The organism is Streptomyces rugosispiralis, from assembly GCF_024505145.1.
Lineage (GTDB): Bacteria > Actinomycetota > Actinomycetes > Streptomycetales > Streptomycetaceae > Streptomyces > Streptomyces rugosispiralis.
Map to the genome: position 1 here is coordinate 1 of NZ_JANIAA010000046.1, position 11,641 is coordinate 11,641.

The 11,641-nt window shown below is 69.9% G+C and carries 11 protein-coding genes and 2 riboswitches; of the genes, 10 read left to right on the top strand and 1 reads right to left on the bottom strand.

Going from position 1 to position 11,641, the window contains the following annotated elements; all coding sequences use genetic code 11:
• Positions 1–145 precede the first annotated feature (145 nt).
• From NP777_RS40115 to NP777_RS40160, 10 genes are all read left to right on the top strand, one after another.
• Entirely contained in the window at positions 146–754 is a 609-nt protein-coding gene (locus NP777_RS40115) for a CDP-alcohol phosphatidyltransferase family protein (RefSeq protein WP_256655175.1), read from the top strand.
• Positions 755–868: 114 nt separating this feature from the next.
• On the top strand, positions 869–3,364 hold the full coding sequence (locus tag NP777_RS40120) for a mannose-1-phosphate guanyltransferase (RefSeq protein WP_256655111.1): 2,496 nt from the start codon (positions 869–871) through the stop codon (positions 3,362–3,364).
• Positions 3,365–3,480: 116 nt separating this feature from the next.
• Positions 3,481–4,407, top strand: coding sequence for a DUF881 domain-containing protein (locus NP777_RS40125; protein ID WP_256655112.1), 927 nt, complete (start codon positions 3,481–3,483; stop codon positions 4,405–4,407).
• Positions 4,404–4,736: a small basic family protein gene (locus tag NP777_RS40130; RefSeq protein ID WP_014058688.1), complete on the top strand. Its 333-nt coding sequence runs from the start codon at positions 4,404–4,406 to the stop codon at positions 4,734–4,736. The genes NP777_RS40125 and NP777_RS40130 overlap by 4 nt, the downstream gene beginning before the upstream one ends.
• Before the next feature lie 563 nt (positions 4,737–5,299).
• Positions 5,300–6,193, top strand: coding sequence for a DUF881 domain-containing protein (locus NP777_RS40135; RefSeq protein ID WP_256655176.1), 894 nt, complete (start codon positions 5,300–5,302; stop codon positions 6,191–6,193).
• 130 nt (positions 6,194–6,323) lie between these two features.
• Positions 6,324–7,151 (top strand): FHA domain-containing protein, encoded by an 828-nt coding sequence (locus NP777_RS40140; protein ID WP_391858671.1) that lies wholly within the window; start codon positions 6,324–6,326, stop codon positions 7,149–7,151.
• 17 nt (positions 7,152–7,168) lie between these two features.
• Positions 7,169–7,921 (top strand): transcriptional regulator FtsR, encoded by a 753-nt coding sequence (gene ftsR, locus NP777_RS40145; RefSeq protein WP_256655114.1) that lies wholly within the window; start codon positions 7,169–7,171, stop codon positions 7,919–7,921.
• 52 nt (positions 7,922–7,973) lie between these two features.
• Positions 7,974–8,447 (top strand): bifunctional nuclease family protein, encoded by a 474-nt coding sequence (locus NP777_RS40150; RefSeq protein ID WP_014058684.1) that lies wholly within the window; start codon positions 7,974–7,976, stop codon positions 8,445–8,447.
• 187 nt (positions 8,448–8,634) lie between these two features.
• Positions 8,635–9,261: a MerR family transcriptional regulator gene (locus NP777_RS40155; RefSeq protein ID WP_256655115.1), complete on the top strand. Its 627-nt coding sequence runs from the start codon at positions 8,635–8,637 to the stop codon at positions 9,259–9,261.
• 105 nt (positions 9,262–9,366) lie between these two features.
• A complete protein-coding gene (locus tag NP777_RS40160) occupies positions 9,367–10,971 on the top strand; it encodes a DNA polymerase IV (RefSeq protein WP_256655116.1) in 1,605 nt (534 codons plus the stop codon).
• On the opposite strand, the gene NP777_RS40165 is transcribed toward NP777_RS40160, so the two are convergent.
• Positions 10,947–11,264, bottom strand: coding sequence for a PRC-barrel domain-containing protein (locus NP777_RS40165; protein WP_256655117.1), 318 nt, complete (start codon positions 11,262–11,264; stop codon positions 10,947–10,949). The genes NP777_RS40160 and NP777_RS40165 overlap by 25 nt on opposite strands.
• 146 nt (positions 11,265–11,410) lie before the next feature.
• A riboswitch (glycine riboswitch) is annotated at positions 11,411–11,508 on the top strand.
• A 1-nt stretch (position 11,509) separates the two neighbouring features.
• Positions 11,510–11,634, top strand: a riboswitch (glycine riboswitch).
• The last annotated feature ends 7 nt before the right edge of the window (positions 11,635–11,641 follow it).

Sequence of the window (11,641 nt, forward strand, 5' to 3'; positions counted from 1 at the left end):
TTCTTCCAAAAAACCCCGATGGGAAATTCATTCCCCTCGGGGTTTTTTCATGCCCATGTCCACTACGCCCCGGTGCGAGGCCTGTGCGGGCCTACCGGTAGAGTCATGGGGCATCATCGGCCTGTTTCTCACGGGAGGCTCCCGGGTGGAGGTACAGGAGACACGCGTTCAGACGGACCGTGTGCTCACCATCCCGAACATCCTCAGCGCGGCGCGCCTCGTCGGCGTGCCGCTTTTCCTGTGGCTGATCCTCCGGCCCGAGTTCGGCGGGCCCAACAGCGACGGCTGGGCGCTGCTGGTACTGGCGCTGAGCGGTATCAGTGACTATCTCGACGGGAAGCTGGCCCGTCGCTGGAACCAGATCAGCAGCCTTGGCCGGCTTCTCGACCCGGCGGCGGACCGCCTCTACATACTGTCGACTCTTGTCGGTCTCACCTGGCGCGAGATCCTGCCCCTCTGGCTCACCGCGGCCCTTCTCGCGCGAGAGCTGGTCCTGCTGGTGATGGTGGGCATCCTCCGGCGCCATGGCTATCCGCCGCCCCAGGTGAACTTCCTCGGCAAGGCGGCCACCTTCAACCTGATGTATGCTTTCCCGTTGCTCCTTCTGAGTGAGGGAAGTGGCTGGCTTCACACGACCGCCGCTATTTTCGGATGGGCGTTCGCCGGATGGGGTACAACACTCTATTGGTGGGCAGGAGTCCTCTACGTGGTTCAGGTCCGCCGACTCGTCATGGCGGACACCGCGGCCGACTGAGCTCGCCGTAGCGGCGTCCATAGAGGCCGGGGCCCGTAGCGACTTCAGGTGTAAGGGCCATCGGGCGTGCACGGTCGGCATGACCGTCGTCTCTTCAAGGAGGACGCTTCCGATATGAAGGCCGTCGTGATGGCAGGGGGCGAGGGTACTCGTCTGCGCCCGATGACCTCGACCATGCCCAAACCGCTGCTGCCCGTGGCCAACCGGCCGATCATGGAACATGTGCTGCGGCTGCTCAAGCGGCATGGTCTCAGCGAGACCGTGGTCACAGTCCAGTTCCTCGCCTCCCTCGTCAAGAACTACTTCGGTGACGGCGAGGAGCTCGACATGGAGCTCACGTACGCGAATGAGGAGAAGCCACTCGGCACCGCCGGAAGCGTCAAGAACGCGGAGGAAGCACTCAAGGACGACACCTTCCTGGTGATCTCGGGTGATGCCCTGACGGATTTCGACCTTACGGATCTGATCAATTTCCATAAGGAAAAGGGCGCCCTTGTCACCGTCTGCTTGACCCGCGTTCCCAATCCCCTCGAGTTCGGTATCACCATCGTCGACGAGGGCGGAAAGGTCGAGCGTTTCCTGGAGAAGCCCACCTGGGGCCAGGTCTTCTCGGACACGGTCAACACCGGCATCTATGTCATGGAGCCGGAGGTCTTCGACTATGTCGATCCCGATGTTCCGGTCGACTGGTCCGGAGATGTCTTCCCTCAGCTGATGAAGGAAGGCAAGCCCATCTTCGGCTATGTCGCCGAGGGCTACTGGGAGGACGTCGGCACCCATGAAAGCTATGTGAAGGCCCAGGCGGACGTCCTCGAGGGCAAGGTCGATGTCGAACTCGACGGATTCGAGATCTCGCCCGGCGTATGGGTCGCCGAAGGGGCGGATGTGCATCCGGATGCCGTGCTCCGCGGCCCGCTCTACATCGGCGACTACGCCAAGGTGGAGGCCGGAGCCGAGATCCGTGAGCACACCGTCGTCGGTTCCAACGTCGTGGTGAAGAGCGGTGCCTTCCTCCACAAGGCGGTGGTGCACGACAATGTGTATGTCGGTCAGCAGAGCAATCTGCGCGGCTGTGTCATCGGCAAGAACACCGACATCATGCGCGCCGCCCGGATCGAGGACGGGGCCGTCATCGGCGATGAGTGCCTGATCGGCGAGGAATCGATCGTCCAGGGCAACGTCCGGGTCTATCCGTTCAAGACCATCGAGGCGGGCGCGTTCGTCAACACCTCGGTGATCTGGGAGTCCCGGGGGCAGGCCCATCTGTTCGGCGCCCGCGGCGTCTCCGGCATCCTCAATGTGGAGATCACCCCGGAGCTCGCGGTGCGACTCGCCGGGGCGTACGCCACGACCCTCAAGAAGGGCTCCACGGTCACCACGGCGCGTGACCACTCCAGGGGCGCGCGAGCGCTCAAGCGGGCGATGATCTCCGCCCTGCAGACCAGCGCCATCGACGTACGGGACCTGGAGAATGTGCCGCTGCCGGTGGCCCGGCAGCAGACCGCGCGCGGCAGCGCCGGCGGCTTTATGATCCGGACCTCGCCCGGGGTGCCCGATTCGGTCGACATCATGTTCTTCGACGAGCGGGGTGCCGATCTCTCCGCGGGCGGTCAGCGGAAGCTGGACCGGGTGTACGCCCGCCAGGAGTACCGCAGGGCGTTCCCGGGCGAGATCGGGGACCTCAGCTTCCCGTCGAGCGTCTTCGACTCGTACACGGGCTCGCTGCTGCGCGCCGTGGACATCAGCGGCATCGCCGAGTCCGGCCTGAAGGTCGTCGTGGACGCCGCCAACGGCAGCGCCGGGCTGGTGCTCCCCAGCCTGCTGGGCCGGCTCGGGGTGGACGCACTGACCATCAACCCGGGCCTGGACGAGTCGCGCCCGACGGAGACCGCCGACGCCCGCCGGTCGGGGCTGGCCCGGCTCGGCGAGATCGTCGCCTCCGCGCGTGCCGCGTTCGGAGTGCGGTTCGACCCGGTCGGTGAGCGGTTCTCGCTCGTCGACGAGCGCGGCCGGATCGTGGAGGACGACCGGGCGCTGCTGGTGATGCTGGACCTGGTGGCCGCGGAGCGACGCAGCGGGCGGGTGGCGCTTCCGGTGACCACGACCCGTATCGCCGAGCAGGTGGCGGCGTACCACGGCACACAGGTGGAGTGGACGACCACCGCGGCGGACGATCTGACCAGGGTCGCCCGGTCGGAGTCGACCATCTTCGGAGGCGATGGGCGCGGCGGGTTCATCATCCCCGAGTTCAGCAGCGTCTTCGACGGTACGGCCGCCTTCGTCCGGCTGATCGGGCTGGTGGCGCGCACTCAGCTGACGCTGAGTCAGATCGACGCGCGGATTCCGCGGGCGCATGTCCAGCGGCGCGATCTGGCCACACCCTGGGCGGTCAAGGGCCTGGTCATGCGGCATGTCGTGGAGGCCGCGGGGGACCGTTCCGTGGACACCACCGACGGGGTGCGGGTCGTGGAGACCGACGGGCGGTGGGTCATGGTGCTGCCCGACCCGGCCGAGGCGGTCACCCATCTGTGGGCGGAGGGCCCGGACGACGCGTCCGCGCAGGCCCTGCTGGACGAGTGGTCGAGCGTCGTGGACAGCGCGGGGCGCTGATCCCGGGGCCGCCCGAGCACGTCTGAGCGCGTGGGGCCGCCGTCCCGAGGCCCCGGATCCGGCACGCCGGAGGGGCCATTCGGTGGCGGCGGCCCCCACGTGCGACGATGTGCGGCATGTCGCAGCAGCCCCCCGTTCGGAGCACAGCATCGCCGCGCCCGCGCCCGCGCCTCGACGCGTCCATGTCGCTGCTGACCAATGTCATGGACCACAGCCTCGACGACGGCTACGCCGAGGCCGCCGCGCGGCGCGGGGAGACCGGTCGCTCGGGCCTGCCGCGCACCGTGCGGGCCAAATTGGGGCTGGCCTTCGGTCTCGTTCTGGTCGCGGTCGTCATCACCGTCGGGGCCGCCGAGGCGCGGATATCGGCGCCGACGCTGGCCAAGGAGCGGGGAGAGCTGATCGACCGCATCGAGACGGGGAACTCGAACGCGGACAAGCTCGCCAGGAGCGTGGACAAGCTCCGTGGTGAGGTGGGGGAGAAGCAGCGGCAGGCACTGGAGAAGCACGGCGGGGCCAAGGCCGACCTGGTGGCGCTGCTCTCGGGGGCCAACGAGGTGACGGGCCCCGGGGTGAAGCTGGTGGTCGACGACGCCAAGGGCGCGGCGGGCAGCGGTGGGGGACCACGGGAGAGCGCCGACTTCTCCGACACCGGCCGGGTGCGCGACCACGATATGCAGCGTGTCGTCAACGGCCTGTGGGAGTCGGGCGCGGAGGCCGTCTCGATCAACGGGCAGCGGCTGACGGCCCTCTCGGCGATCAGGGCGGCGGGAGACGCCATACTGGTCGACAACAAGCCACTGGCGCCGCCGTATACGGTGCTCGCGGTGGGGGACGGGCAGCGGCTGAGCACCGCGTTCCAGAACAGTGCGGACGGACAGTACCTGCATGTGCTGCAGCAGAACTATGACATCCGTACGAGCATTTCCGCCCAGGACTCGCTCCGGCTTCCGGCCGCGCCGAGCCTGATCGTACGCACCGCGGAACCGATAGCCGGTGGTTCCGGCAAGGGTGACGCCGACACAGGGAAGGGCACATCGTGATCGCCGTATTGGGGCTCATCGTGGGAGTCGTGGTGGGACTCGTGGTCCGACCCGTGGTGCCGACGGTGGTCGAGCCCTATCTGCCGATCGCCGTCGTGGCGGCACTCGACGCGGTATTCGGGGGCTTCCGGGCGATGCTGGACGGGATCTTCGACGACAAGGTCTTCGTCGTGTCGTTCCTGTCCAATGTGGTGGTGGCCGCACTGATCGTCTTCCTCGGTGACAAGCTGGGCGTCGGTGCCCAGCTGTCGACGGGAGTCGTGGTCGTGCTCGGTATCCGGATCTTCTCCAACGCGGCCGCGATCCGCCGCCATGTGTTCCGGGCGTGAGGCCGATGACGACCGACGACACCCCGGAGAAGCCCGAGAGCGCACAGTCGGCCGAAAACCGACGGCAGGCCGACACGCCGCGACGGTCCGCCGACACGCCGCGACAGCAGTCGGCCGACACGCCGCGGCCGGCCGAGAGGGACGCGCAGGCCGAGCAGCCGACGCAGGCCGGACAAGCGGCTCAGTCCGGACCAGCGACTCAGCCCGGACAAGCGACTCAGCCCGGACAAGCGGCTCAGCCCGGACAAGCGGCGAAGGCCGAAACGCCCGAGAAGGCCGCTGAGCCGCCCCGGCGGTCGCCCGAGCCGCAGCGTCGGCCGGACACGCCCGAACAGCCCGCGCGCCCCGGGGGGCCCCGCGAGCGGGCCGAGCCCGGGCGCGCCGAGCCCAAGCGGCCGCCGGCGGCCGGACCGCCGCGCTCGGGCACCCCGTCGCCCGCCCGGAGGCCCGAGCGCCGTGACGCGCCCGCGGAGCGGCCGGGCGGGCCCGCCACGCCCCCGCCGGGCGGCTTCAAGGACCTCGCGCTCAGGAGGCCCCTGCCCAAGGCCGTACTGCCCGAGGCCCTGCCGCCGCAGGCCCAGGGCCGGCCCGTCACGGCGGACACGCCCGGGGCGCGTGCCGAGGGCCCCGGGCCCGCCGACGGGTCCCGGAGCGGTCCCGGGGAGCGTGTCGGGCCCGCCACCGGCCCTGCGCCCGGTCCCGGGGGCCCTGGGGCCGATCGGGGGCCGGAGGGCGCCCTGACCGGCCGCCAGCGGCTGCTGAAGGGCGTATGGCCGCCGCGGCTCACCCGGGCGCAGCTGATCGTCGCCCTGCTGCTCTTCGGCCTCGGCCTGGGTCTCGCCATCCAGGTGCGCTCGACCAACGAGAACAGCGTGCTGCGCGGCGCCCGGCAGGAGGACCTGGTCCGGATCCTCGACGAGCTGGACTCGCGCACCCAGCGGCTCCAGGACGAGAAGCGCCGCCTCGAGAACCAGCGCACCGAGCTGGAGAACAGCTCGGACCAGGCCGAGGAGGCCCGGAAGCAGACGCTCCAGAAGGAGCAGCAGCTCGGCGTGCTCGCGGGTACCGTGGCGGCACAGGGTCCTGGCATCACGATCACCATCGACGACTCCCGGGGCTCCGTGGAGTCGGACATGCTGCTCGACACGGTCCAGGAGCTGCGTGCGGCGGGCGCCGAGGCGATCCAGATCGACACGGTGCGCGTGGTCGCCGGCACCTACTTCTCGGACAGCGGTGGCGCGATCCGGATCGATGGACGGAAAGTCACGCGACCGTATGTTGTGAAGGTGATCGGCAAGCCGGAGGATCTGGAGCCGGCCCTGAACATCCCGGGCGGGGTGGTGCAGAGTCTGGAGAAGGAGCAGGCCACTGTGTCCGTGCGGCGGGAGAAGAAGATCGTTGTGGATGCCTTGCGATCGGCGAAGCGGCCTGACTACGCTCGGTCGTCATCACGGTGAGGCGGTTCGAAATGAGGGTCTCTCGGGGAGACCATGTGGACGCGGGGGGTCAACGCACCGGAAGATCCGCGCGTGATGGAAACTGTCTGGTGGTCACGGACGTTGTGAGGATGTCCGGACCGTCTGGTGTGTGCATCGAGGGTTTGTCCTGCCCCACGGGCGGGTCTGTTTCAGTCAAGGGGAATCGCCCGTGAAGTTGTTCGGGAAGTTGTTCGGTAAGAGTGCCCGCCAGGACGGCGGCAGCAGCACCGCCCGCCACCGCGCCTCGCGTGCCGCGGAGGAGAGCGGAGGGGGGACCGAGGAGCGCCCGCTCTTCCGTGACCAGGTCGGCGGGCAGGGCGCGTCTGTTGACCCCTCCGCGGCCGGGCCCATAGGTTTCGAGGGCTCATCGGCCTCTCAGAGTGGTGGAGGGTTCGGCTTGCCGGTCTGTCAGCGGTGCGGCCACCGGAATGCGGAGGCCAGCCGGTTCTGCTCCAATTGCGGTGCCCCGCTGCGCGGCGGCGCGCCCTCCGAGCGTGCCTCGGAGACCACCTCCACCATTTCGATCTCGGGTCTCGAGGCGTACGACTCCGAGGTGACCGGGCAGACGCCGCTGCCGTCGCTCAGCCCGGAGGCGCAGGCCGCCGTCGAGGCGCTGCCCCTGGGGTCGGCGCTGCTGGTGGTCCGTCGCGGACCGAATTCCGGCAGCCGCTTCCTGCTGGACAGTGATGTCACCACGGCGGGCCGTCACCCGCAGAGCGACATCTTCCTGGACGATGTGACGGTCTCCCGCCGCCATGTGGAGTTCCGGCGCGGCCAGGACGGCAGCTTCACCGTCTCGGACGTCGGCAGCCTCAACGGGACGTATGTCAACCGGGAGCAGATCGACGCCCCGGTGGTCCTGACCAGTGGGGACGAGGTGCAGATCGGTAAGTACCGGCTGGTCTTCTACCCGAGCCAGCGGGGCGTCGGCATCTGACCCGTCAGGGGAGGTCCATGCTTCAGACACCGTCGGGCGGTGCCGATACCGGCACCGCCCCCACGGGCAGCCGGTCGATGAGCATCGGCACGGTGCTGAATCTGTTGCGGGACGAGTTCCCCGAGGTCACCATCTCCAAGATCCGCTTCTTGGAGTCGGAGGGGCTGGTGGAGCCGCGGCGCACGCCGTCCGGCTACCGCAAATTCAGCCAGCAGGATGTGGAGCGGCTCGGCCATATCCTCCGGATGCAGCGTGACCACTACCTGCCGCTCAAGGTCATCCGGGAGCATCTGGACGCCCTGGAGCGGGGCGAGCCGTTGCAGCTTCCTGCCGTTTCGCAGGGGGCGCGGCAGCCCGGGCCGCTCGACGGCGGCACCGACGCGGCCCCGGACGGCCCCACGGCCGCCCGGGTCGGCCGTGCCGAGCTGCTGGCAACGGCCGAGGTCAGCGAGGCGGAGCTGGCCGAATGGGAGTCGTACGGGCTGCTTGCGCCGACCGCGAACGGCGGGTACGACATCGAGGCGGTGACCGTCGCCCGGCTCATCGCCGAGCTCGGTCGTTTCGGCCTGGAACCACGTCATCTGCGAATCATGAAAGCCTCCGCCGAGCGCGAGGCGGGAATGGTCGAGCAGGTGGTCGCCCCGCTGCGGCTGCATAGAAATCCGCAGACCAGAGCGCATGCGGAGGCCAGTGTGCGGGAGCTGGCCACGCTCTCCGTACAGCTGCACGCGGCCCTGGTGCGGTCGGCTCTGAGGGTCCAGGAGCGGTGACCGACCGGGCCCCGACTATCCAAACCGGCCGGGCACGTCCTAGGGTTGCTGTGTGAACGAGCTCGACGTCGTGGGTGTCCGGGTGGAAATGCCCTCCAACCAACCGATCGTGCTCCTGCGTGAAGTGGGAGGCGACCGCTACCTCCCCATCTGGATCGGACCAGGTGAGGCGACCGCGATCGCCTTCGCTCAGCAGGGCATGGCTCCGGCGCGCCCGCTGACCCATGACCTTTTCAAAGACGTACTCGAAGCGGTCGGCCAGCAGCTCACGGAGGTCCGGATCACGGATCTGCGCGAGGGGGTCTTCTACGCGGAGCTGGTCTTCGCCAGCGGCGTGGAGGTCAGTGCCCGGCCGTCCGACGCCATAGCGCTCGCGCTGCGCACCGGAACGCCGATCTACGGCAGCGACGGCGTGCTGGACGACGCGGGTATCGCGATCCCGGACGAGCAGGAGGACGAGGTGGAGAAGTTCCGCGAGTTCCTCGACCAGATCTCGCCCGAGGACTTCGGAACCAGCAGTCAGTGAGCCGTATGCCGGTCCTCTGAACCGAATGCCGGTCCTCGCTCGCGCATTCGAGTAGCCTTTCCCGGACGAGGGACACGGGAAACCACTCTTAGGGTGATTATCACTCGGCGTGCCGAGTGTGGCGATCGTTGACGCACCCCGGGTGACTGCCTACCTTCAAGATGGCAGGTCGAGGACGGAGGTCGGCGTGAGAAGCACCGGCGACGGCACGGCGGCCGGAGGTCCGTATGCGCTCCAGGGGGGCGGATCGGCCGATCCGGCATTGAAGGCTCGGGTCGCGGCACAGGCCGCACCGCCGCGTGAGCCCGCCGCGGGGGGGACGGAGCAGATCGGATACCGCGGCCCCACGGCGTGCGCGGCGGCGGGGATCACCTACCGCCAGCTGGATTACTGGGCCCGCACCGGGCTGGTGGAGCCGAGTGTCCGGCCGGCGTACGGCTCGGGCAGCCAGCGGCTCTACAGCTTCCGGGACGTGGTCGTCCTCAAGATCGTGAAGCGGCTGCTGGACACCGGTGTGTCGCTCCAGAACATCCGGGCGGCGGTGGCGCACCTGCGCGCCCGGGAGCTCGACGATCTGGCGCAGATGACGCTGATGAGCGACGGCGCGACCGTCTACGAGTGCACCTCGCCCGATGAGGTCGTGGACCTCCTCCAGGGCGGCCAGGGTGTCTTCGGGATCGCCGTGGGCGTCGTCTGGCGGGATGTGGAGAGCGCGCTCTCCCAGCTGCACGGCGAGCGGGTGGACACCGGCGAGACGCTGGTCCGGCACAACCCGACCGACGAACTCGCGGCGCGTCGCAACCGGGCCGGTTAGCGGCCCTTCCGCTGGGCGCCCCGGTGGTGAACCGAGTGGCGCCCCGGGCCCGCCCCCGGCCGTTGTGCCGCCCCATTGTCAGTGGTGTGCGGCAGCATCGGAGGTGTGAGGGGTGCGCCGACGATTCTCCATCTGGACATGGACGCCTTCTACGCCTCGGCGGAGCAGGCGGCCAAGCCCAGCCTGCGCGGAAAGCCGGTGATCGTAGGGGGGCTGGGGCCGCGTGGCGTGGTGGCCACGGCCTCCTACGAGGCCCGGGTGTTCGGGGTGCACTCGGCCATGGCGATGGGCCAGGCCCGCCGCCTGTGTCCGAACGCGGCGTTCCTCATCCCCCGCTTCGCGCTCTACCGCAAGGTGAGCGACGCGGTCATGACCCTGCTGCACACGCTCTCGCCCCTGGTGGAGCCGCTGAGCCTGGACGAGGCGTTCGTCGATCTGGAGGCGGGCGGCACCGAGCCCACCGTGGCGGCGGCGCGAGCCGTGGCGGAGCGGCTGCGGACCGACATCCGGGCCGTCACCGGGCTGACCGGATCGGTGGGGCTCGCCGGATCCAAGATGCTCGCCAAGATTGGTTCGGAGCAGGCCAAGCCGGACGGCCTGGTGGTCATCGAGCCCGGGACGGAGCGCGATCTGCTCGGCCCGATGTCGGTGCGGACGCTCCCGGGCGTCGGCCCGGCCACGGCGGAGACGCTGCGCCGGGCCGGGATCCACACCGTGGCCGAGACGCGGGAGGCGGGCGAGGCCGAGCTGGTGCGGCTGCTGGGCCGGGCCCACGGCGCGTCGCTGTTCCTGATGGCCGAGGGCCGGGACGAGCGGCCCGTCGTCGCCGAGCGGGACGCCAAGTCCATCTCGGTCGAGGACACCTTCGATGTCGACGTCACCGACCGCACCCGGGTGCAGCTGGAGATCGCGCGGCTCGCCGACCGCTGTGTGCGACGGCTGCGCGAGGCGGGCCGCTCGGGGCGGACGGTCGTGATCAAGGTGCGGCGGTACGACTTCTCCACGCTCACCCGTTCGGAGACCCTGCGCGGGCCGACCGACGACCCGGCGGTGGTGCGGGAGGCCGCGGCGCGGCTGATCGACGGGGTGGACACCACGGCGGGTGTGCGGCTGCTGGGGGTCGGCGTCAGCGGTCTGGCGGACTACACGCAGGAGGATCTCTTCGCCCAGGCGGCCCAGGCGGCCCAGGCGGCCCAGGCGGCCCAGGCCGCACAAGCCGCGGAAGCGGTTCAGGCCGCCCAAGCCGCTCACGGGGGCCTGGGGGACGCCGGGCGCCCGCCGGGCCCCGAGAGGCCGGAGCCGGTGGGAGAGGGCGCGGGAGAGGCCTCTGAGGACGCTGAGAAGCCGCGACGCTGGCTCCCGGGCTCCGATGTACGGCACGCCGAGTACGGGGCGGGCTGGGTGCAGGGGAGCGGAGTGGGCCGGGTGACCGTGCGCTTCGAGGAGCCATGGTCGCCACCGGGCCGGGTACGGACGTTTCCCGTGGACGACCCGGCGCTACGGCCTGCCGACCCGCTGCCGCTGCTGCGCCCGGACGCGGACGTGGAAGCGGACGCGGAGGAGGCCGAGGGCCCGGACCCGGGCCGGACCACGGGCCCGGCCCCGGGTGAGGGCATAGGCCCGGGTCCGGACGTGGCCGAGGGCCCGGACGGACCGGCCCCGGGGGCCGGTGGGCCGGGACGGGCTCAGCCCGTGACGTCCAGGCCGTAGTGGTGGTAGAGCTGAAGCTCCTGCTCGGGGGAGAGGTGGCGGCCCACCCCGAAGTCCGGGGCGTCCTTGATCAGGGACCGGTCGTACGGCACTCGCAGGGTGTCGCCGACGACCTCGCTCGGTTCGAGCGGTACGAAGACGTCCCGGCTGAACAGCCCGGTGCGCACCGCCGCCCATTCGGGCTTGCCGGTCGCGTCGTCGAGATAGACCTCGTCCACGGTGCCGATCTTGGCGCCCTCGCGGTCGAATGCCTTGCGGCCGATCAGGGTCCGCGGGTCGATATCGGTCTGCACGCTCTCTCCCACAGGTGGCAAACAGATGACAAGCAGGTGACAAGTGCCCATTGCTACCTACAAAAAGCCACATCGACGCACTCGGCCACTCGAACGCCCGCGGCCGTCCCCCGCGGCAGAACCGCTGGTACGCTGACTGTGGCTGCAGACCCCGTGCGGGAGAGTCCTCCGCCGACGCTGTCGGAGGCGCCGAAGGAGCAAACCCTCCCCGGAATCTCTCAGGCACACGTACCGTGCGGGTGAGGTCACTCTGGAAAGCAGGGTGGGCCACGGGCGAGCAGAGTTCCGGAACCCCTCCTCACCGACGGTGAAAACCGGTCAGGCGGTTTGTGGGCCGGTGAAGCTCTCAGGTTGAGATGACAGAGGGGGAGGCCGTC